The organism is Novosphingobium sp. GW835-FHT14H07 (genome assembly GCF_058793515.1).
The window spans coordinates 166,461-186,674 of sequence record NZ_JBXAFX010000003.1 but is presented as its reverse complement, the minus strand read 5'-3'; the positions used below and the strand labels follow the sequence as shown (position 1 = coordinate 186,674).

20 protein-coding genes and 1 tRNA gene are annotated in these 20,214 nt (G+C 63.3%); 12 read left to right on the top strand and 9 right to left on the bottom strand.

Going from position 1 to position 20,214, the window contains the following annotated elements:
- The first annotated feature begins 2 nt into the window (after positions 1-2).
- Positions 3-1,298 (top strand): MFS transporter, encoded by a 1,296-nt coding sequence (locus AC1Q5P_RS04465; protein ID WP_062344386.1) that lies wholly within the window; start codon positions 3-5, stop codon positions 1,296-1,298.
- Between the two features lie 7 nt (positions 1,299-1,305).
- Here the strand turns inward: AC1Q5P_RS04465 and AC1Q5P_RS04460 are convergent, their stop codons facing one another.
- From AC1Q5P_RS04460 to AC1Q5P_RS04435, 6 genes are all read right to left on the bottom strand, one after another.
- Positions 1,306-1,653 carry a type II toxin-antitoxin system RelE/ParE family toxin gene (locus tag AC1Q5P_RS04460; RefSeq protein ID WP_193828610.1) on the bottom strand — a complete coding sequence of 116 codons (348 nt, stop codon included), beginning with the start codon at positions 1,651-1,653 and terminating at the stop codon, positions 1,306-1,308.
- Positions 1,650-1,940: a type II toxin-antitoxin system Phd/YefM family antitoxin gene (locus AC1Q5P_RS04455; RefSeq protein ID WP_039335732.1), complete on the bottom strand. Its 291-nt coding sequence runs from the start codon at positions 1,938-1,940 to the stop codon at positions 1,650-1,652. The genes AC1Q5P_RS04460 and AC1Q5P_RS04455 overlap by 4 nt, the downstream gene beginning before the upstream one ends.
- 63 nt (positions 1,941-2,003) lie before the next feature.
- Positions 2,004-2,582 carry a GTP cyclohydrolase I FolE gene (folE, locus tag AC1Q5P_RS04450; RefSeq protein ID WP_062344390.1) on the bottom strand — a complete coding sequence of 193 codons (579 nt, stop codon included), beginning with the start codon at positions 2,580-2,582 and terminating at the stop codon, positions 2,004-2,006.
- A 4-nt stretch (positions 2,583-2,586) separates the two neighbouring features.
- Complete coding sequence (locus AC1Q5P_RS04445) at positions 2,587-4,065, bottom strand: flavin-containing monooxygenase (protein ID WP_492518246.1); 1,479 nt, start codon at positions 4,063-4,065, stop codon at positions 2,587-2,589.
- A 105-nt stretch (positions 4,066-4,170) separates the two neighbouring features.
- A complete protein-coding gene (locus AC1Q5P_RS04440) occupies positions 4,171-4,710 on the bottom strand; it encodes a nuclear transport factor 2 family protein (RefSeq protein ID WP_052242527.1) in 540 nt (179 codons plus the stop codon).
- Positions 4,703-5,473 (bottom strand): SDR family NAD(P)-dependent oxidoreductase, encoded by a 771-nt coding sequence (locus AC1Q5P_RS04435; RefSeq protein WP_492518245.1) that lies wholly within the window; start codon positions 5,471-5,473, stop codon positions 4,703-4,705. Before AC1Q5P_RS04435 ends, AC1Q5P_RS04440 begins: the two co-directional genes overlap by 8 nt.
- 176 nt (positions 5,474-5,649) lie before the next feature.
- Between AC1Q5P_RS04435 and AC1Q5P_RS04430 the strand changes: the two genes are divergently transcribed.
- Entirely contained in the window at positions 5,650-6,558 is a 909-nt protein-coding gene (locus tag AC1Q5P_RS04430) for an SDR family NAD(P)-dependent oxidoreductase (protein WP_492518244.1), read from the top strand.
- 71 nt (positions 6,559-6,629) lie between these two features.
- On the opposite strand, the gene AC1Q5P_RS04425 is transcribed toward AC1Q5P_RS04430, so the two are convergent.
- A complete protein-coding gene (locus AC1Q5P_RS04425) occupies positions 6,630-6,920 on the bottom strand; it encodes a DUF2218 domain-containing protein (protein ID WP_039335738.1) in 291 nt (96 codons plus the stop codon).
- A gap of 167 nt (positions 6,921-7,087) precedes the next feature.
- Between AC1Q5P_RS04425 and AC1Q5P_RS04420 the strand changes: the two genes are divergently transcribed.
- From AC1Q5P_RS04420 to AC1Q5P_RS04395, 6 genes are all read left to right on the top strand, one after another.
- Positions 7,088-7,161 (top strand) — tRNA-Gly (locus tag AC1Q5P_RS04420).
- Between the two features lie 542 nt (positions 7,162-7,703).
- Positions 7,704-8,435, top strand: a complete 732-nt coding sequence (locus AC1Q5P_RS04415; RefSeq protein ID WP_492518243.1) for an MBL fold metallo-hydrolase — start codon at positions 7,704-7,706, stop codon at positions 8,433-8,435.
- A 91-nt stretch (positions 8,436-8,526) separates the two neighbouring features.
- On the top strand, positions 8,527-8,979 hold the full coding sequence (locus tag AC1Q5P_RS04410) for an enolase C-terminal domain-like protein (RefSeq protein WP_492518242.1): 453 nt from the start codon (positions 8,527-8,529) through the stop codon (positions 8,977-8,979).
- Between the two features lie 40 nt (positions 8,980-9,019).
- Positions 9,020-9,553 (top strand): enolase C-terminal domain-like protein, encoded by a 534-nt coding sequence (locus AC1Q5P_RS04405; RefSeq protein ID WP_492518304.1) that lies wholly within the window; start codon positions 9,020-9,022, stop codon positions 9,551-9,553.
- A gap of 156 nt (positions 9,554-9,709) precedes the next feature.
- Complete coding sequence (locus AC1Q5P_RS04400; protein ID WP_492518241.1) at positions 9,710-11,761, top strand: methyl-accepting chemotaxis protein; 2,052 nt, start codon at positions 9,710-9,712, stop codon at positions 11,759-11,761.
- A 5-nt stretch (positions 11,762-11,766) separates the two neighbouring features.
- Positions 11,767-13,287: a chemotaxis protein CheW gene (locus AC1Q5P_RS04395; RefSeq protein WP_492518240.1), complete on the top strand. Its 1,521-nt coding sequence runs from the start codon at positions 11,767-11,769 to the stop codon at positions 13,285-13,287.
- 248 nt (positions 13,288-13,535) lie between these two features.
- Here the strand turns inward: AC1Q5P_RS04395 and AC1Q5P_RS04390 are convergent, their stop codons facing one another.
- A complete protein-coding gene (locus tag AC1Q5P_RS04390) occupies positions 13,536-14,063 on the bottom strand; it encodes a VOC family protein (RefSeq protein ID WP_492518239.1) in 528 nt (175 codons plus the stop codon).
- A 10-nt stretch (positions 14,064-14,073) separates the two neighbouring features.
- Positions 14,074-14,835, bottom strand: coding sequence for an SDR family NAD(P)-dependent oxidoreductase (locus AC1Q5P_RS04385; RefSeq protein WP_193828617.1), 762 nt, complete (start codon positions 14,833-14,835; stop codon positions 14,074-14,076).
- Between the two features lie 141 nt (positions 14,836-14,976).
- Here AC1Q5P_RS04385 and AC1Q5P_RS04380 point away from each other — a divergent pair, with 141 nt between their 5' ends.
- The 4 genes from AC1Q5P_RS04380 to AC1Q5P_RS04365 all read left to right on the top strand — a co-directional run bounded on the left by AC1Q5P_RS04380 (position 14,977) and on the right by AC1Q5P_RS04365 (position 19,903).
- Positions 14,977-15,795, top strand: a complete 819-nt coding sequence (locus tag AC1Q5P_RS04380; RefSeq protein WP_492518238.1) for an SDR family oxidoreductase — start codon at positions 14,977-14,979, stop codon at positions 15,793-15,795.
- 97 nt (positions 15,796-15,892) lie between these two features.
- A complete protein-coding gene (locus AC1Q5P_RS04375; RefSeq protein WP_039335745.1) occupies positions 15,893-17,095 on the top strand; it encodes an AAA family ATPase in 1,203 nt (400 codons plus the stop codon).
- Between the two features lie 83 nt (positions 17,096-17,178).
- Positions 17,179-18,282 carry a ParB/RepB/Spo0J family partition protein gene (locus tag AC1Q5P_RS04370; protein WP_039335747.1) on the top strand — a complete coding sequence of 368 codons (1,104 nt, stop codon included), beginning with the start codon at positions 17,179-17,181 and terminating at the stop codon, positions 18,280-18,282.
- A 430-nt stretch (positions 18,283-18,712) separates the two neighbouring features.
- Positions 18,713-19,903 (top strand): replication initiator protein A, encoded by a 1,191-nt coding sequence (locus AC1Q5P_RS04365; protein WP_492478506.1) that lies wholly within the window; start codon positions 18,713-18,715, stop codon positions 19,901-19,903.
- Positions 19,904-20,214: the final 311 nt, after the last annotated feature.

The window sequence follows — 20,214 nt, the reverse complement described above, 5'->3', positions numbered from 1 at the left end:
GCGTGGCCGCGACCATTCCGGCAGGCGCCGCCGCCACCCTGTCCACCAGTGGCAAGCCGCTGACCAACCGCTGGCTGGCGCTGACGCTGCTGGTCATGGTCGCGGTGCTCAACTATGCCGACCGCTTTCTGATCCCCGGCCTCGCCCAGCCGATCAAGGCGCACTTCGGCATCAGCGATACGGTGATGGGCGCGCTGATGGGCCCGGCCTTCGCACTGCTCTACAGCCTGTTCACCCTGCCGATCGCGCGCGCCGCCGATCGCCGCTCGCGCGTGATGATCATTGCGCTCGGCTGCGGCTTCTGGAGCTTCTTCACCCTGCTGTCAGGGCTCGCCACCAGCGCCGAAATGCTGGCGCTGGCCCGCGTCGGCGTCGGCATTGGCGAGGCCGCTTACCAGGCCCCTGCCGCCGCCCTGATCGCCGCCTATTTCCCCGCCAACGAACGGGGCCGCGCCTTCGCCCTGCTCGGGACCGCGATCTATGTCGGCCAGATGGCAGGCCTTGCCGGCGGCCCCGCCATCGCCGCCGCCTCGACCTGGCAGACCGCCTTCCACGCACTGGGCATGATCGGCATCGTCATCGCCTTGGCGACATGGCTGATCGTGCGCGAACCCGCGCGCGAGGTCATTGACGTCGCCACGCCCGTGCTCCCGCTCAAGCAGACGATGCGCCTGCTGGTCGGGACGCCGTCGGTCATGCTGCTGGCCACGGTGATGGCGCTGGGTTCGCTTTCGGGCGTGACCTTCGGCATGTGGGGCCCCGCCCTGTTCGAGCGCGCCTATGGTCTCTCGACGCAAGCCGCGGGCGCCACCTTCGCTCTGTCGTTCGGGCTGCCCGGCCTGTTGGGCGTGCTCGGCTTCGGCTTTCTCTCCGACAAGCTCGGCAAGGGCGATGCCACCGTTCAGCTCCGCCTCACCGCGCTGGCGCTCGGCGGCGCAACGACCACCATCCTGCTCGTCACCTGGAGCGACAGCCTAACCGTGGCCCGGCTGCTCGCGGTGCCTTCGGGCCTGCTCGGCGGCGGTTGGTCGGTCGGCGTGCTTGCCGGACTGCAATACATCCTGCCCAACAGCCACCGCGCCACCGGCACCGCACTGGTCCTGCTGATCTCCAGCATGTTCGCCAACGTGCTCGGCCCGGTTCTGGCCGGACAACTTTCGGACTGGATCGCCGGAGCCGGTCCTCATGGCCTGCGCATTGGCCTGTCGGTCGCCATCCCCACCGGTTACATCGGCGTCTGGGCCGCCCTGCGCGCAATGCGCTCGTTCGAACGCGACAAGGCCGCGCTGGCGGGTTAGCGGTGGCTCAGCGCTTCAAGGCGAGCAGGCGGCGTTGGAACAGGGTCGAGAAGTCTCGTCGCGCATCTGCGACCAGCGCGATCGTCACCACTCCGTCCCCCAACTCGTAGATGATGCGATATGGCGGATGTGAAACCTGCCGCCACGGACTTCCGCGCAGTTCCAGTAATTCCACCGGCACCGGACCGCGCTCAGGATAGTGGGCAAGGCTGTCGATGAGTTGCATCATCGAATCCAGCAGCGCCTCGGCGCCGTCTGGCCCATCGGGTCCGCGCTGCGCAAGGCGGCGCCGATAGATTTCGAACAGATCGTTTTCCGCCTCGTCTTCAATTTCGACGCGATAGGTCCCCGTCATTCGACAAAGCGGGTTTCTTCAGCGGCACGTGCGCGGATACGGTCGGCCAGTCCCTCGACGGTCTTGACCTTCCCCGCCGCGATATTCTCCTTCGCCAGCGCCAGCAGCTTGAGCAGCGCCATTGTCTCCTGCATCTGGTAATAGCTTGCCGCATCCTGCAGCACGGCCTTGGCCTCGCCATTCTGGGTTATGACCAGCGGCTCGGCGCCTTCATTCAGTTCGCGCAGCACTTCGGCGGCGTTGGCTTTCAGGTAGCTGATCGGCTTGATGCGGCTTTCAAGGCCCATGACGCGGCTCCATCCATATTCGGTCCGAATGTAGTCCGAATATGGATGACCAGCAAGCCGCTCTCAATAGCCCATCAGGCTCAGCACTTCCTTGCGGCTGCGGTTGTCCTCGAGGAACGTGCCCATCATCCGGCTCGTCACCATGCCCACGCCCGGCGTGCGCACGCCGCGCCCGGTCATGCAGCCGTGCTGCGCCTCGATTACGACAGCCACGCCGTGCGGACGCAGGTTGTCCCAGATGCACTGCGCCACTTGTGCGGTCAGCCGCTCCTGGATCTGCAGCCGCCGCGCATAGGCATGGAGCACGCGGGCGAGCTTCGAGATGCCCACCACCTTGTCGCGCGGCAGATAGGCAATCGCAGCCTTGCCGATGATCGGAGCCATGTGGTGCTCGCAGTGGCTCTGGAACGGGATGTCCTTGAGCAGCACCAGCTCGTTGTACCCGCCCACTTCCTCGAACTGGCGCGAAAGGTGCGCGGCCGGGTCCTCGGCATAGCCCTGGCAATACTCCCGCCACGCCCGCGCCACGCGCCGGGGCGTATCGAGCAGGCCTTCTCGGGCGGGGTCGTCCCCCGCCCAGCGGATCAGCGTGGCAATCGCCTGCTCGACCTCGGCAGGCACCTCCGGCTTCGTCGTCTCCATTGGGTCAGGCCGCGAACGCGAACTCTTCGGCCACCGGCTTGGCCATGGCATTGGCGAAGTCGTGATAGCCCCACGGCCAGGTCGCGGGAATGCCGGTCTTGTCGAGATACCAGCTGGTGCAGCCCGATCCGAAGATCGTCTTTTTCGCTGCCGCGATGCGCCGCGCCTCATAGGCCTGATAGGCCGGTTCCAGCGGTTCCACCGTACGCGCTTCGCCCCGCCGCACCGGTTCGAGCAGTTGCTCGATGTATTCCCACTGCCGCTCGGCAATATCGATCAGCGGGAAGTTGCCGACCGGCGCGCCGGGGCCGTTGAGCATGAAGAAGTTCGGGAAATCGGGCATCGCGATCGCATAGTGCGCAGCCGGCCGCGTCGCCCAGAATTCGTCGAGCGAGCGCCCGCCGCGCCCGGTCACCACCGCCGGGCGGATGAAGCTGTCGGCGCGGAAGCCGGTTGCCAGCACCAGCACGTCAAGTTCGTGCAAGGTGCCGTCCTTCATCAGCACGCCCTCCGGCACGATCCGCTCGATCGCACCCACTTCGACGGAAACGCCGGGGCGCTGCACGCACTCGTAGTACTCCCACGAATAGATCAGGCGCTTGCACGCCGCGTGATAATCGGGCCGCAGCTTTTCGCGCAATTCCGGATCGCGCACGCTCTGCTCCAGGTTCTGGCGGCACAGCTCCTCGATCTCGTGCATCTGCGGGCTGGTGAAGTCGGTCACGCCCTCGGTGAAGCGATAGACCGCCTCCCAGTATTGCGGGTCATTGCGGATCGCCTCGATCAGCGATGGATCGGCGGCAAAGGCGGCGCGCTGTTCGGCGGTGTATTCGAACTGGACCACCGGCATGATCCACTGCGGCGAACGCTGGAAGTGCACCAGCTTCGCCGCACGGCTGCTCAGCGCGTTGACGATCTGGATCCCGGTCGACCCGCAACCGATCACGCCAACGCGCGCGCCGTCGAGCACGGCGCTGTCATCCCAGCGTGCCGAATGGAACGCCTTGCCCTTGAACGTATCGAGCCCCGGCAGGTCCGGCATCTTCGGATGGTGCAGCACGCCCGTGGCAACGATCACCACGTCTGCCTCGTAGGTCGAGCCATCGACGATGCCGAGGGTCCATGTCCTCGTCGCATCGTCGAAAGTGCACGAGGTGACTTCGCTGTTGAAGCGGATGTAGGGCACCACCCCGAAGCGTTCGGCCACGCCCTTGAAGTAGGCGTGGATCTCCGGCCCGGTGGCGTAGTAGGCGCTCCAGTCGGGGTTCAGGGCAAAGCTGTAGCTGTAGGCGTGCGACGGTGTGTCGCAGGTCAGGCCCGGGTAACGGTTATCGCGCCATGTCCCGCCCAGTTCCGCGCCTTTCTCGAACACTGCGAAGTCGGCATCGCCGCGCTGCAGCAGCTTGATCGCCGCCATCACGCCCGACATTCCCGCACCAATCACCGCATAGCGCAACCGCGCCTTCCCACCCGTCTCCGTCATTCTCTTCCCAATCTCGTGAGTGCCTGTTCAGTACCGGCCAGATCGCTCACCCCCGCGCCGGCGTCATCACCCGAACGTATTATGCGTATCGAAACCAACTGCTGATTACGCATCCGTCCGCGCAAACAGCGAAAGCCGCGCATGGACCGGATCGTCCGCCCCGGCCCGCCCGGTGCCGACGCCGCCACTGCCGAAATCGTCGCCCTGCGCGGCGGGCAGGTCCTCGGCATGATCGAGGATGAACGAGCGCCGGGCAAAGCGCCACACCCCGTCGCGCTGCTCGTAATGATCGGCATAGCGCCCCCAGGCTACGAACTGCCGCTCGCCATCCAGCGTCAGGTGCCACGCCCGCGCCGTGATCTCGCCCTGGGCGCGCGTGCCGTCCACCACGAACAGCGCCGAGAGCGCCGTGTGCATCGTCGCCCGCCAGTTCGCCATCATGCCCGGCAGCCACGCGATGTAGCCATCCACCGGCCCGCAGTAATAGGGCGTGTGATCGTCCACCGCGTCGTCATGGTAGAGGGTGCGCAGCAGATCCCAGTCGCGCCGGTCGATGCAGTGGCCATAGGCGGTGACAAGATGGCGCAGCGCCTCGCGCGCCATCAGTTCGTCAAGGCTGATCGGGTGCGGTGCCAGCTCAGACACCGAAGCCCCCGCCGACCGAAATGGTCTGCCCGGTGACGTAATTCCCGCGCGACGATGCGAAGTAGACCGCAGCCTGCCCGATGTCCTGCGGCGTGCCCCAGCGCTTCAGCGGCAGCATCGCCTTGACCGCGGCTTCCCATTCCGGCGTGAATGTGCCCGCCTCCTGCCCGATCTTGAACTGCCCGGCATCGATCACGCCCACGAGAATCGAATTGGCGCGGATCTCGTTTTGGCCCTCCTCCTTGGCGATGCCCTTGATCAGCGCCTCGTTGCAGGCCTTGGGCGCTACCGACAGGCCATCGAGCTTCGGCCACCAATCGTGCCCGGCAGAGCCGAGATGGACGAAGCTTCCCCCGCCGCTTGCGCGCATGTGCGGCAGCGCGGCGTGGACGGCATTGTTGAAGCCGAACGCCTCGATCTCCATCGACGTGCGGAACATTTCCTCCGTCCAGTCGGCAATCGCCACTTGCGGCACCACCGGCCCTGCCCCCCACACCACGCTATGCACCCGGCCATGCTGTTCGACCGCGCCCGCCAGCGCCGCCTGCACCTGCGCGCGGTCGCGCACGTCGGCGCGGTGAATCGTGGCCTTGCGCCCCAGCGCAGCGATCTCGTCGGCCACCGCGCGGGCCACATCCTCCTTCGAGCGATAGACCACCGCCACGTCGCTGCCCTCGCGCGCGAACTCCAGCGCCACGCCCCGGCCGATGCCGCCACTGCCGCCGAATACGATCGTTGCACCGGCCGGAAAAATCTCGCCCATACTATCTCCCGTTTTTCGCTTCGCGCTGAACTTGTCAGTTTATGTTACGCATTTGGTGCACCTTATCGGATGTGAGGTCAATCATGCGCAACATGGCCGGATTATCGCCAGCGCTTGCCCTGGTCACGCGACTTTTGTAAGTAACACTAACAATATCGGGCAGAGGAGCCGCAAAGGTGCAAGACTTCAACGATCAGATCGCGTTCATCACCGGCGGCGCTTCTGGCGCAGGGCTGGGGCAGGCGCAGGTCTTCGGCCGTGCCGGCGCAAAGGTCGTGATCGCGGATATCCGGGCCGAGGCCATCGATCAGGCGCTCGCCGCATTGCGCGCAGAGGGCATCACCGCCCACGGCCTCGTGCTCGACATCATGGACCGCGCTGCCTACGCCCGTGCCGCTGACGAAGTCGAAGCCGTGTTCGGCGCCGCACCCACGCTGCTGTTCAACACCGCCGGGGTCAACAGCTTCGGCCCGGTAGAGAACACCAGCTACGACGATTTCGACTGGATCATCGGCGTCAATCTTGGAGGCGTAATCAACGGCATGGTCACGTTCGTGCCCCGCATGATCAAAAGCGGCAAGCCCGGCCACATCGTCACCACCTCGTCCCTCGGCGGCCTGATGGGCAGCGCGCTGGCGGCACCCTATTCGGCGGCCAAGGCTGCGGTGGTGAACCTGATGGAAAGCTACCGCCTCGGCCTTGAAAAGCACGGCATCGGCGTTTCAGTTCTATGCCCGGCCAACATCAAGTCCAACATCGCCGAAGCCTGCCGCCTGCGCCCCGCGCAGTTCGGCCAGAGCGGCTACGTCGAAAACGAGGACTCCATCGCCTCGCTCCACTCGATCCACCAGCACGGCATGGACCCGGTCGAACTCGCCGAGCACGTCAAGCGCGCGATTGAAGCCAACCAGCTCTACGTGATCCCCTACCCCGAAGCCAGGGACGGCCTGCGAGCCCACTTCGATCGGATCGTCGAATCGGTCCTCCCCCTCGAAGCCGACCCGGAAGGCGCCCGCCTGCGCACCGAAGCCCTGCAGAACTGGGCAGCCGATCGCGCGCGGGTGTTCATGGAGAAGCAGGAGTGATCTGACAGCACCAACGTCGATGCCCCCGCTTTCGTGAAAAGGAAGACGGGGGTGTTCGCGCCGTGAAGCTTTCAGTTCAGCGGCTGCCAGTCGAATGCCAGCTCGCCTTCGCGGTGCGCAAAACGATTGAGATGATCGGCGACAACCTGCTGCATTCGCGAAAGATCGCCTTCGCCGTCGATGGTGCACGTGACTTCAAGGGCTGAGTCGTGGGCCTTGAGATCGACTGGTCCGAACGGAAGGGCAACCCTACCCTCATGGGGATCGAAGGACACCTCGAACTTGTGGCCCCAATGCTTGCAGAGCTGCTGCAAGTAGCGGCTGGCGTTTGCGGTCGGGACTGTGGCGCGGCTGGAGGTCATGGATCACTCGCTTCTAAAGACTGTTTTCAATGCATCTAAGATATATCGTAATCACATCATGTCAACTGCCGACGCGAATTCATGCTTCATCCAAGGTTGACTAGATCGCCAAGTCCGTGGCAAGCGCGCTGCCTGCACCACGAGGCCAATGAGGCCTGCTGGCCCGAGCGGGTATAGCTTAGTGGTAAAGCTCCAGCCTTCCAAGCTGGCTATGCGGGTTCGATTCCCGCTACCCGCTCCAACTTCCCGTTCACCAGCACACCCAGATCGCTGTAATCCGCAACAAAGCGGACATTTTTGGCGTCACCGAGTCGCTTGAAACCGCGAATATCTGCTGCACGAAGCAGCTTTTCGATGGGGCGGTTGAGTGCCGCGCCGCATGCTACCCTTTAGTTCTACATCACCGGCCAAGCTGAACATGTCAGCAAAGCTTATCAAGGTGCACGAATGCTCCGATAGCATGGATCAATGCCCTTTCCGGACTGGACATAACGCGTCGTCACTTCAATCCCTTGATGGCCGCGCATTGACGTCCCCACTTGGTCCGACGTTGCATGAGAACAGGCCGGAGAGGTGCAGACTATGACGAAGCTTCGCGTTCCCGCGATCGGTGCCAGCCTGATCTGCGCCCTGCTTGCAGCCCCGCTGCAGGCGACCGGCCCTGCCAGCTACCCCTAGCAAGCCGCATTTCCGGCGCAGGACAGCGCTGCGGTTGCGCGTCATCTTTCAGCCGCACGAAAGCTGGCAGAACCCGACTTGCTGCCGGAGTTCTACTGGCGCTGCATGACCAGCCCGCTCGACCGAAAGACAGTTTCCGCCATCCAGCACGACGGACTGGTGCCCGAGGCCCGGGTCTTCGATCAGCTCTATTCCATCGGCCAGAATGCGGTTTCGGCCTGGGCCTTGGACACGAGCGATGGCATAATTCTGATCGATGCCCTCAACAGCGAGGCGGAAGCCCGCGAGATCATGTTGCCCAACATGGTCCGGCTTGGCCTCGACCCGAAGCGTATCCGCTATCTGATCGTGACGCACGGCCATGGGGACCACTGGGGCGGCGCAAAGTTCTTCCAGGACACTTACGGCGCAAAGGTTGTGCTGTCGCAGGCGGATTGGGACATGATCGAAAGACCGGATCGCGGCGGCGGTCCTTTTGCCGACCTGCTTCCGCCGCGGCGCGATATCGTAGCCAGGGACGGAGACAAGATCACGCTCGGCCAGACCACGGTGAAGCTCTATGTCACTCCCGGACATACGCCCGGCACGCTGTCGATGATCTTCCCGGTGACCGACAAGGGCAAGAAGCACGTTGTCGGCCTCATGGGCGGCACCGGCGGCGGCAGCAGCAGCGAAACCATCAAAACTCAGATTGCCTCGCTGATCCGGTGGTCTGGCCTTGGCAAGACGGCCGGGGTGGATGCGCTGATAAGCAATCATCCGGCGCACATCAGCGCCATCGAAAAGATTCAGCTGCTCCGCAACGATCTCGCAACCGATCCCAATCCGTTCGTCTAGGGCATCGATCGTGCCCAAAGATTCGCGCGCGTGATGGAGAAGTGCTCGCGCGTGCAGCTCGCTCGCATGGGTGAAAGCGGAGAATGAGCTGATGGCACATGGCGCAATGGGCGATCCCGGACGACGGGTGCGCATCGTCGACATCAAGGTCACGCTGATCGCCTTTCGCGACCCCCCGCTGCGCAACGGGGCCGGCGTGCATGAACCCTACGCCTTGCGATCGATCATCGAGATCACGGCATCGAACGGCCAGACCGGCCTGGGAGAAGGGTACGGCGATGCGGCATCGCTGATGGCGCTCGAAGTCGCCAGCATCGAGTCATTGGCAGAAGCCTTCCCGGGATATCCCTTGCGCATCGACCGGAACGGGGCGTGGTCCATGGAAACGGCCATCTCGGTTGCGGCAAGGCTGGGACATCTTATCGAGTACTACGAGGATCCCGTCGACGGGCTCGATGCATGGCCGAGTTGCATCGGCAGACCGGCCTGCCTTTGGCGACGAACATGGTCGTCACCTGCTTCGATCACGTGCGGCAAAGCGTAGCGAAAAATGCCGTGCAGATCGTGCTCTCTGACCACCACTACTGGGTGGCCTGAGGGCAAGCCAGCATCTCGCCACGATCTGCGCAACGTTCGGGCTTGGCCTTTCCATGCATTCGAACTCGCACCTGGGCATCAGCCTGATGGCAATGGCGCATCTCGCGGCAACAACGCCGAACCTTACCTATGCCTGCGATACGCATTACCCGTGGGTGGAGGACGATGACGAAGTTCTGGTGGGAGGCAAGATCGCCTTTCAAGAGGGCTGCATCATCGTAGGCGATGCGCCCGGTCTCGGCGTCGCGCTGGACCAGGAGCGCCTGCGCCGCGCGCACCAGGCCTTCCTCGACACGACGATCCGATCGCGCGACGACACCGCGCAGATGCGCAGGTACGCCATGTGTTTATCGATCCGAACATGCCGTTCGGGGGATTCAAGGAATCTGGCCAGGGTCGGGATTTCGGGGGTGAACTGGCTGGATGGATATCTCGAAGACAAACGTGTGCATCGCGCACTGTCGCGCGCCGCTCTTTCAGAAGCGACTTGCCGGGGAGGTGCGCAGTCAAGGCGCGAGTAACGGGTCATTCCCCCAAAGTAAGCAGTTGTCCTGATATCGATCGCCGTCAAATGAAAACCGGGTTGATTCCTGGATTACTGTGTCAAGTTGCGACGTCATCCCAACTGCTCGTCGCGATTGGAAGACACATGGGGGATTGGCAGAAGGTTCCGCAGCATGAAAATGGAAAAGGTTGACGTAGCCAATGCGATTTCTGGCGACGCCAGTGATCGACAGACTCTCTTGGCTATCGACCAGGCCTTTGCCATGATCGAGTTCGACACTGCCGGCACTATCCTGCGCGCCAATACACGCTTCCTCGACCTCATGGGCTACACGGCCGAGGAATTGATTGGACAGCACCACAGTCTGCTTTGCGAAAGGCAATACGCCAACTCGGCATCCTACCGCACTCTCTGGGAAAGCTTGGCCAAGGGTGACGAGCAGCAGGGCGAATTCTGCCGCCGCTGCAAGGACGGCAGGCAGGTATGGCTTCAGGCCAGTTACAATCCGGTCAAGGACGATGGCGGCGCAACACTGCGAGTGGTCAAGATCGCCATGGACGTTACGCAGCAACGCCTGGAAGCGCTTGCTGCCGCAGGCAAACTGGCTGCCATGGAAAATGCCCAGGCAATGGTTGAATTTGACCTCTCCGGCAGGATCACGGCCGCTAACGATCTCTTCCGTGCGATGAAGGGGTTCGAGCCGGGGCAGGAATGCAACTTCACCCACAGGGATCTGTGCGACCCGGCCTTCGTCAAGACAGACGAATATGCAAAGTTCTGGGACCGCCTTGTCAAGGGCGAGGCGATTTCGGGCACGTTCAAGAGACGCAGCTTGTCAGGCGCGGACGTGTGGATCCAGGCATCGTACGCAGCAATCCTGGACCTGACGGGCAAACCGCGACGCATAGTCCAGTTCGCGCACGACATTACCGAACAACGCCGCCGGGACGCGGAGTCGGAAGGCAAGGTGCGCGCCATCGAGCGTGCCCAGGCTGTCATCGAGTTCGACCTGCAAGGCAATGTGCTCGATGCCAATGCGAATTTCCTCGATCTGATGGGCTACCACATCGAAGAGATCCGCGGTCGGCACCACTGGATTTTCTGCGATGTATCGGCCATCCAGGGCGAGGAATACCGCAACTTCTGGGAAAACCTGGGACGCGGCGAATTCGAGACCGGTGAATTCAAGCGACTTCGCAAGGATGGCCGCGAGGTCTGGATCCAGGCCTCTTACAATCCGATCATGGATACCAGTGGCAAACCAGTGAAGATCGTGAAGTTCGCCTCCGACGTTACCGAGGAGAAGCTGCGCAGCAACGAATTCTCCGCCAAGGTAGATGCCATTGGCCGCAGCCTTGCGACGATCGAGTTCGATCTCGATGGCAAGGTGATAACCGCAAACGACAATTTTCTGCGCACCATTGGATATTCGTTGCGCGAAATCGTCGGCCAACACCACTCGATGTTCTGCTCGCCAGACTATATCCGCAGTTCCGATTACCGCGATTTCTGGATGAAGCTCAACGCCGGCCAGTTCCATTCTGGCCGCTTCCATCGCGTGGGCAAGTATGATCGCGATATCTGGATACAGGCCACATACAATCCGATCTTCGACCTGACGGGCAATCCCGTGCGTATCGTGAAGTATGCCTTCGACATCACCGAACAGGTGCAGATAGAGACGGCGATCACCGAACGCGCGCACGAGATGAACCTGCTATCAACCCAGCTTTGCAAATCGATCACGGAAATCACCGGATCGACGGATCAGGCGCTCTCGCTGTCACTGCAAACACGGGTTAACGCGGAACAGGGCGAAACAACGCTCGGCTCTGCCATCGAATCCATCGAACTGATTCAGAAATCCGCCACTTCCATCTCCGAAATCGTTCGCATCATCAGCGAGATCGAGGCTGCCCGAGCGGGCGAGCATGGCGTGGGCTTCTCTGTCGTTGCCGGCGAGGTGCGCAAACTTGCCGAACGCAGCTCTGCCGCCGCGCGCGACATTTCACGACTTATAGATCAGTCCAATGCGCAAGTCGGCGAAGGCACCAACCGCTCCCGCATGGCGCGCAATGCATTTTCGGAAATCGTGTCCAGCGTTCAGCAGACCAATGCCGCAATAGAGGCGATTACGCGGCTTGCTGCCAACCAGGCACAGCTGACCGAAAATGTCGTTGGGCAGATTTCAAGACTTTCCGCCACAACCAACATCGCTGCCTGAAGACGATGACTGCGGTGCTGCAGCCGGGCGTACACGATACCTTGTTTGGCCTGATCCGCATTGCCGGGCTTTGCGCAGCACTGCCCGTGGCGGCAATCCGGGAAGTCGTACCCTGCCCGTCCAGACTGGAACCGTTCCCCGCATCGCGGCCTGACATAGCTGGCGCTCTCGAGCTGCGCGGCGAAGTCATTCCCGTGATTGACCTTGCCCAAGCACTGAACCCGTCAGTTGACGGTGGTGGACAGCAGTTTGACGAGCGCTCGATTGTCGTGATCCTGCGCCAGGAGCAGCACATCTTTGCGGTTCTGGCTGATGGCATCATCGGCGTCATGCCGCTCACCACCCGCGAGATAAGTCCGCTCAGCCAGGCTGCCACGGATGAAGGTGTGCGGCTGTTTTTCAGTACATTCCGCGTTGCCGCCCACAATGGCGTTGTACTTGATCCCGCAGCGATCATCGGATTGCCCGGAATGGTCACGGCCACCGATCGGGCCGCCAGCAAGGACGATTCCCGTCAGATCGACGAGCCCATCCTCGTGTTTACGGTTGCAGGCCTGCGGCTTGCTCTGCCAGCCAGCTGCGTCGATGCCAGCCTTCCTTCTGCCGATCTTTTGCCGACGCCAAAGGAAACAGAGCTCTGGATCGCGCAGCGCGAATACAAGGGCGCGGAAATCCCGGTGGTCGACACCCTGCATTTGCTCGGTCATGGATCGCTGCCAAAAGGCCGGCGAAGCGGTGCCGGCATTGTCGTGCGCACGCAATTGCCGAACCCTGTCCCGCCAGGCTGGACAGAGCCCTTCGGTCTTGTGGCGCTCCTGATCGACACCGTGGACGACATCGGCCGGTTCGCTGCCCGATGTTTCTCGCCACTTCTGCAGGACGCCGTAGCCGGCGCGGTCCTGTCTCTGGGGATACTCGAAACGGCTGACGGCAGCGCACTCCTGATCAACGCGCAGAAGCTTGCCGCGCACGAAGGCCTCCGCAATCTTGGCGTGATCCGCAATGTGCAGGAGACCGCAACAACTGCAGTACGTATCGGGCAAGCCGACGAGTTGACAACGCGCCCGACCGAAAAGCCGTTTCTTGTCTTCTCAGTTGGTGATCAGCGCTTCTCGACCCCGCTTGGCTCGGTCGAGGAGATCCTGCTCGCCCAAGCCGCCACCCTGCCCATGCCATCGGGCGATTGCGGCATGCTGGGCCTATTCGCATCACGTGGGCACTGCGTCCCGCTACTCGACCTGTCTTACGTGCTGGGCGAAGCCGCCACCCGCGATGGGCGATATATCATCGTCACGCGAACCGACCATCCTGATGACCTGCGCCGCGCCGGATTTCGCGTCGACGAACTGCATTCGGTCGATCGCAAGGCGCTGCAGGAAGTTGGGGCGAAGGACCGGACTGCACATTTGCCTGGCCTGCCCGGCCCGACCATCCGGTTGAGCGATGGTCACGCCTGCACGGTGCTCGACCTTGCCGGCGCAGCGGAGCGGCTGTTGAACGTCCAGCAGGAAGCGGCTCGCAACTGAGCGAACGAAAAGGCCGCCTATCGGCAACCTCACTTGCCCGGGTAGTTCTGCGTCCCCGGCAACCCGCGCCATCTCCACCCTGAAGGACGACATTCGGCGGACCACGACGCGGAGACAGACCCAGCCGCAAGGCCACCTTTGTAACGCTTCATTCGTTTGACACGACGCAGGACGCTGCGCGTGCAAAGCGCCAGGCTTTCAGCTGCGATACGCGCAGCGAACGCTGCCCGCGCTCCACCGCGAAGGGATCAGTCCGGCGCGATGACGCCGTCGCCCTCGCGCCACACGGGACGGATCTGCGGGTCGTCGTAGATCTCCATGATCTCGAACACGTTGCCGAAGAAATCGCGGCAATAGGTTGCGGCATAGCCGTGGCGGCGGCCGTCATCGTCCACCGTGATGCCCGCCATCGAGGGTGGCGCATGAACGCGGATGCCGGCGTCGAGCAGGCGCTGGTAGCAGGCCTGGATATCCTCCACCTGCACGGCGAAGTGGGTATAGCCGTGGTGGTTCACGCCGCGGTCAGGGTCCTGCCGCTCGGGCGCGGGCGCGGAATATTCGAACACCTCGATATGGGCATTGCCCAACCGGCACATGAACTGCCGCGCCGCGCTGCCCTTCAGCCCGATCACCTCGTCGATGAACGGATTGTCCCGCCATTCCAGCGGCGGCCCCACCTCGACCGCACCCAGCAGGTCGAGGTAGAACGCGCGTGCCTTGTCGAGATCGGGGACCGAGACCCCGATATGCTGGATCCCCTTGGCCCCGATGCTCATGGTCTGGTCCTCAGAACTGGACGCGCTTGGTAAAGCCGCCGTCGATCACCAGGTTGGTGCCGGTGGTATAGGACGATGCCGGGCTGGCGAGGAACACCACGGCCTTGGCCACGTCGTCCGGCCCGCCAAAGCGGCCCAGCGCAAATCCGGCCTCTACCGACTTGTACAGATCGGGCGCAGCGCCTTCGATCACGTCCCAGTTGCCGCCGGGGAACTTGATCGGCCCGGGCGAAACCGCGTTGACGCGAATGCCCTTCGGCCCCAGCGCCTGGCTGAGCTGCCCGGCATAGACGATCAGCGCGCCCTTCAGCGCATTGTAGCCCTGCGGCACGATGAAGGTTTCAAGCCCCGCCGTCGACGAAAGGATCACGATCGAACCGTCATCCGACTTTTCAAGGTAAGGCTCCAGCACTTCCACGCCGATCACCGAGCCCATGATGTCGTGGTCCAGGCCTTTCTGCCAGTCACCGGTCTGGCCCGAACCCGAGGTCGAGATCATCGGAATGAAGATGTCGCAACCGCCAAGGCTTTCTGCCGCCTGTGTCAGCCAGGCGCGATAGGCGTCCGGGCCCGAATCCATGTCGAAGGCCGAGCCGAAGACCTTGCCCCCATGCTTTTCAAGGCTCGCCGCGGTTTCGGCAACCTGTTCGGCATTGCGCGAGCAGAACGCGATGTCCGCACCTTCGGCAGCAAGGATTTCCACCGTCGCCCGCCCGATGCCGCGGCTGCCGCCGGTCAGGATCACCTTCTTGCCCTTGAGTCCGAGATCCATGTTGTCGCTCCTCTATCCCGTGCAGAATCCGTTGCAGCGTTCTTGAAGGGGGTGGCAATGGCAAGCCACTCCCCTTTTGAACAGGAAATGCGCTGGCCCATCGAGTGGTAGCCAGCAGGAAACGTGATTGGGAGCAAGGATATGACCAAGGGTACGGGCCGTCTCGAAGGCAAGACCGCCGTGGTGCTGGGCGCCAGCAGCGAAGGCAACATGGGGCAGGTCATCGCCCGGCGCCTGATCGACGAAGGCGCGCATGTGCTCGTTTCGGGCCGCAAGGAAGCCGTGCTGGCAAGCTTCGCCGCGCAGACCGGCTGCGCATGGGCGCCGTGCGACATCACCGACGAAGCCAGCGTCAACGCCCTGGCCGATACTGCGTCCGAAAAGCTCGGCGGCATCGACATCGCGATCAACGCCACCGGCTGGGGCCTGCTCAAGCCCTTCCTCGAGGTCACCCGCGCCGAACTCGATGCGATGAGCGCGCTGCAGCTGGTCGGCCCGCACCAGTTCTTCCAGGCGATGATCCGCAAGATGGCGAAGTCGCTTGGCGGGCGCGGCGGTTCGCTGATGACGATCAGCTCGGCCACCGCCACGATCATGCTCAACGATCACGCGATCTACATGGGCACCAAGGCCGGGACCGATCACATCGTGCGCTGCATCGCGCATGAGTTCGGCCACGAAGGCATCCGCGCCAACTCGATCTCGCCGGGCCTCACCGATACGCCGATGAACGCCGAGGCCAAGCAGGTCCCCGGCCTCTTCGAATCGTTCCGCAATTCCTATCCGCTTGGCCGCTGGGGCACTTCCGAAGATGTTGCCGCCGCCGTGGTCTTCCTTGCCAGCGACGAGTGCTTCATGACCGGGGAAAACCTGCAGGTGAACGGCGGCCTGACCTTGCGCCGCAACCCCACGCGCGAGGAAATCAACGCCGCGGTGGCCAAGGCCATGGCCGAGGGTTGATCGACCACGACCCGTTCTTGAGATGTTTCGCTTGGCCGTTGCACGTTTGAAGGAAATCGGTTAACCAGTCGCCCAAACAGCTTCAAACAGGCGGGCGATGTCTGATCAGAATTCAATAGTCAGCCAGATCGGCGATCTTGCCTCAGCGGGCGAGAAGATGATCGAGCGCCTGCGCCGCAAGGCTTTCCTGCCAGACAGCCGCAAGGGACTCAACGTCCGTGTCGGCATTGCCGAGGCGGCGCAACTGCTCGGCTGCTCGACGAATCGCATCCGCATGGCCGAGGATGACGGCCGCCTCCCCCCGCCCCCCTCGGGCGAGAACGGGCGCCGCCTCGGCTATTCGATGGAAGAGCTGATGCACATGCGCGAAGTGCTGGGCGCCTCCCCTGCCCGCGCCCCGCTCGACGTGCCGGCGATCATCGCGGTGCAGAACTTCAAGGGCGGCGTCGGCAAGTCCACCGTCACCACTCACCTCGCCCATTATTTCGCGGTGCAGGGCTATCGCGTGCTGGTGGTGGACTGCGACAGCCAGGCGACGACGACGACGCTGTTCGGCTTCAACCCGCACTTCAACATCACCCGCGACGAAACGCTTTATCCTTATCTTTCAATCGACCCGACCCAGACTGACCTGCTCTATGCGGTCAAGCGCACGCCCTGGCCCAATGTCGACCTGATCCCCTCGAACCTCGAACTGTTCGACGTGGAGTATGAACTTGCCGCCTCCGGTTCCGACGGCCAGTCGGTCCTCGCCGCGCGCTTCCGCAAGCTGAAGGCGGGCCTCATGGACATGGCCCGCGATTATGACGTGGTGATCCTCGATCCGCCCCCGGCCCTTGGCACGATATCGCTTGCCGTCATGCAGGCGGCCAACGCGCTGCTGGTGCCGCTCGCTGCCACCACGCCCGATTTCTGCTCGACCGTGCAGTTTCTCTCGATGATGGACCAGGTCATCGCCCAGCTGATCGAGGCCGGGATCGCGGTGGACTACAGCTTCGTCCGCCTGATCTGCTCCAAGTTCGATGGCGGCGATCCTTCCCACGAAATGGTCCGCACCATCATGGAGCAGACTTTCGGCCCAGCCCTGCTGCCCGTGCCCATCCTCGAAAGCGCCGAGATCAGCCACGCAGCCCTGCGCATGATGACGGTCTACGAACTCGAGAAGCCGATCGGCACGCCGCGCACCCACAAGCGCTGCCGCGCCAACCTCGATGAAGCGATGGGCCAGATCGAACAGCTCGTCCGCGCCGGCTGGGGCCGCGTCGCCCCGGCAAGAGAGGAGGACGTGATCCATGCGTGATCGTCCGCCAAGCGCGTGGGAAACAACTTTCCTACAGGCAATCGTTCACTTTATGTTCCGCGCCTTTCGCAACGAGGTGACTTATGGCGCGTAAGCAGTCGGACTATCTCGCAAGCCTGCTGGCTGACGAGGAAGTGCTTGAAACCAAATCAGAAGTTTCTGAAGCAGCGGCACCGGAAACGGCGGCCGAATCGGCTGCTCCTTCCCCTGGCCCCTCCCCTGCCCCGGCGCGCCACGAACGCTTGCGCGGCACCACCCTGCTCGGCCGCGAAAGCGCGCTGGCCCGCGTGGCGAGCGGCGAAGTCCGCCAGGTCACGCAGCTCCTGCTCGATCCGGCGCGGGTGCGGGTGTGGAAGGGCAATGCCCGCTCATACGAACACCTCTCGGTCGAATCCTGCCGCGAGCTGATCGATTCGATCATTGCCGAGGGTGGCCAGAAGGTCCCCGCCGTGGTGCGCCGCATCGATGGTGACCCGGACCACGACTACGAAGTCATCGCCGGTACGCGGCGGCACTGGTCGATCTCATGGCTGCGCGCCCACTCCTACCCCGACATGCAGTTCGTGGCGCAAGTCGCCCAGCTCGATGACGAGGCCGCCTTCCGCCTGGCCGACCTTGAGAACCGCGCGCGAAAGGACGTGTCGGACCTCGAGCGCGCCCGCAACTATGCGCAGGCGCTCTACGATCATTACGGCGCCCACCTGACGCGCATGGCAGACCGGCTCAACCTGTCAAAAGGTTGGCTGTCGAAGATGCTCAAGGTTGCCTCGCTTCCCGATGTCGTGGTCGCCGCCTTTGCCAGTCCCGCCGATGTACAGATGAAGCCCGCCTACCCCCTCGCCCAGCTGCTCGACAACCGCGAGCTGGCCCCGGCGATCCTGCGCGAGGCCAAGGTGCTGGCCCGCCTGCAGGAAGAACGGCGCAAGTCTGGCGATCCGGCGATTGCCGCCAACGATGTTGTCGCCCGTCTGATGGCGGCGGCGAGCGTCAGGGCCGATGGCCCTCCGCGCGAGATCGTGCTCGAAGGCCGTGGCGGCAGGCCGGCCATCACCCTGCGCTCGATCAACCGGCAGGGCGTGACCCTGCGCTTCCACGCCGGTTCGGGCATGCACCTCGACGCCCTCCTCGAACTGGCGCGCGAGGCGTTGGAGCAGCTTGAGGACGAGGGCCGGAGCATCCTGCTCTGATGGAAAACGGGGCGAGAAGCGCAGCGGCAGAAAAATGTTTCCCCGGGGAAACATTTTTCCCGTGCGCCCCTTCCCCCTCGATCCGGACAGGTGTTTCCCCGGGGAAACATTTCGTCCGGTGGGGCCTTCGACAGGCTCAGGCTGAGCGGATTTCAGGATTTGTTATCTACATAACGCTTCCATCCACACCGCCTTCCCCCTTCTCCGTTCATCCTGAGCCTGTCGAAGGATGCTTGGCGCAACCTCTCAGCACGCGTGTTTCCCCGGGGAAACGAGCCACAGCGATCCTCACTCAAAAATGTTTCCCCGGGGAAACATCCGCGAAAGCCCCTCCCCCGTGACCCGCGCCCGCCCTGCACCGTCGCAACCGCAGAACCGCAAGGGTCCGTCGGGCGACCAGTTCGATCTGTTCCTGCCCTACGTGGCGGACATGCCGATGCGCGATCAGCGCGAGATGATGGAGCGCCCCTTCTTCAGCCTCGCCAAGTCGAAACGCGTCAAACCGATCGACTACACCTCGCCCGACGGCAAGCTGTGGGTCCACGTTTCGGCCAGTCCGGAATACGGCATGGCGACGATCTGGGATGCCGATATCCTGATCTACTGCGCCAGCGTACTCGCCGACATGGCACGACGCGGCGTCAACGACGTGCCGCGCAAACTGAACCTGATGCCCTACGACCTGCTCCGCGCCATCGGGAGACCGACCACGGGCCGCGCGTACGAACTGCTCGGCCAGGCGCTCGACCGCCTTGTCGCCACGACGATCAAGACCAACATCCGCGCGGAAAACAGACGCGAGGCCACCTTTTCATGGCTTGATGGCTGGACCCAGCTGGTCGATGAAAAGACCGAACGATCGCGCGGCATGACCATCGAATTGTCCAACTGGTTCTGGGAAGGCGTGATGATGAAGGGCGGCGTGCTCTCCATCGACCGCGCCTATTTCGACATTACCGGCGGACGCGAACGCTGGCTCTACAAGGTGGCGCGCAAGCATGCCGGCGGGGCAGGGGAAGAGGGCTTTGCCATCTCCATGCCGACCCTGTTCGAGAAGTCCGGTGCGGAGGGCGAATACCGCCGCTTCAAGTTCGAGATCCTCAAGCTTGCCGAAAAGGACGCGCTGCCAGGCTATGGCCTCAGCGTGGAGACCGCCAAGGGCGGCGAGCCAATGCTGCGCATGCGCCGGATCGACGGCAAGGATGGCGCGGGCGTCGTGGGGCAGGGGACTGGCGGCGTGGTACGACAGCCCGAGGCAGAGCGCGCTTCGGCACCGTCCACCAGCAGCAAGTCCGCTGAGCCCGCACCCGTCGGCGGTACCTCGCCCTCGGGTGTTTCCCCGGGGAAACATTCTTCTCCGACCGAAACCTTTGACGCCTCGGCGCTGATCCGCAAGGCGGTGAAGGGCCTGAGCGACAATGCGACCCGCGGGTTCATGGCCGACGAGACCATCGCCTATTTGCGCGAAACTTGCCCGGGCTGGGACCTCCACGCGCTTCACGCCGAGTTCGAAGGCTGGGTGAATGCCGACGCGGCGCGGCTGCCCGCAAACTGGCAGAAAGCCTTCATCGGCTTCGTCAAGCGCCACCACGAGAAGCACGGCCACACCCTGCGCCGTTGAACTTCGCGCTCTTCCGTTCCGAAAATGTCGTGTCTGCAGACATGTCCGTTCCTGAAGTGTCGGGCGTGGCATGGCGACGTTCCCCGAGGATTTTGCAGCGGCGAGCTTTTCCACCGAATTTGAACCTACTTGTTGGAGTTCTGTTGGAAAGTGATTCAATCGCCGCACCCCATCGCACCCCTGATCCGGTCCATCGATCCATCGGGAACGGTCTGATCCGGGGTTTCGACCTATCAGGAACGCCTCGTCGATCCTTCAGGAACACCGGGTCGATCCATCGGGAACGATTGGCCGACACTCCGGGAACAGGC

What these genes read in the sequence shown, in the direction of transcription:
- AC1Q5P_RS04460 (WP_193828610.1), bottom strand. Translation starts at nt 1,653, where the DNA reads ATGACGGGGACCTATCGCGTCGAAATTGAAGACGAGGCGGAAAACGAT.
- AC1Q5P_RS04455 (WP_039335732.1), bottom strand. Translation starts at nt 1,940, where the DNA reads ATGGGCCTTGAAAGCCGCATCAAGCCGATCAGCTACCTGAAAGCCAAC.
- folE (WP_062344390.1), bottom strand. Translation starts at nt 2,582, where the DNA reads ATGGAGACGACGAAGCCGGAGGTGCCTGCCGAGGTCGAGCAGGCGATT.
- AC1Q5P_RS04445 (WP_492518246.1), bottom strand. Translation starts at nt 4,065, where the DNA reads ATGACGGAGACGGGTGGGAAGGCGCGGTTGCGCTATGCGGTGATTGGT.
- AC1Q5P_RS04435 (WP_492518245.1), bottom strand. Translation starts at nt 5,473, where the DNA reads ATGGGCGAGATTTTTCCGGCCGGTGCAACGATCGTATTCGGCGGCAGT.
- AC1Q5P_RS04425 (WP_039335738.1), bottom strand. Translation starts at nt 6,920, where the DNA reads ATGACCTCCAGCCGCGCCACAGTCCCGACCGCAAACGCCAGCCGCTAC.
- AC1Q5P_RS04415 (WP_492518243.1), top strand. Translation starts at nt 7,704, where the DNA reads ATGACCAGCCCGCTCGACCGAAAGACAGTTTCCGCCATCCAGCACGAC.
- AC1Q5P_RS04410 (WP_492518242.1), top strand. Translation starts at nt 8,527, where the DNA reads ATGGCACATGGCGCAATGGGCGATCCCGGACGACGGGTGCGCATCGTC.
- AC1Q5P_RS04400 (WP_492518241.1), top strand. Translation starts at nt 9,710, where the DNA reads ATGAAAATGGAAAAGGTTGACGTAGCCAATGCGATTTCTGGCGACGCC.
- AC1Q5P_RS04395 (WP_492518240.1), top strand. Translation starts at nt 11,767, where the DNA reads ATGACTGCGGTGCTGCAGCCGGGCGTACACGATACCTTGTTTGGCCTG.
- AC1Q5P_RS04390 (WP_492518239.1), bottom strand. Translation starts at nt 14,063, where the DNA reads ATGAGCATCGGGGCCAAGGGGATCCAGCATATCGGGGTCTCGGTCCCC.
- AC1Q5P_RS04385 (WP_193828617.1), bottom strand. Translation starts at nt 14,835, where the DNA reads ATGGATCTCGGACTCAAGGGCAAGAAGGTGATCCTGACCGGCGGCAGC.
- AC1Q5P_RS04380 (WP_492518238.1), top strand. Translation starts at nt 14,977, where the DNA reads ATGACCAAGGGTACGGGCCGTCTCGAAGGCAAGACCGCCGTGGTGCTG.
- AC1Q5P_RS04375 (WP_039335745.1), top strand. Translation starts at nt 15,893, where the DNA reads ATGTCTGATCAGAATTCAATAGTCAGCCAGATCGGCGATCTTGCCTCA.
- AC1Q5P_RS04370 (WP_039335747.1), top strand. Translation starts at nt 17,179, where the DNA reads ATGGCGCGTAAGCAGTCGGACTATCTCGCAAGCCTGCTGGCTGACGAG.
- AC1Q5P_RS04365 (WP_492478506.1), top strand. Translation starts at nt 18,713, where the DNA reads ATGCCGATGCGCGATCAGCGCGAGATGATGGAGCGCCCCTTCTTCAGC.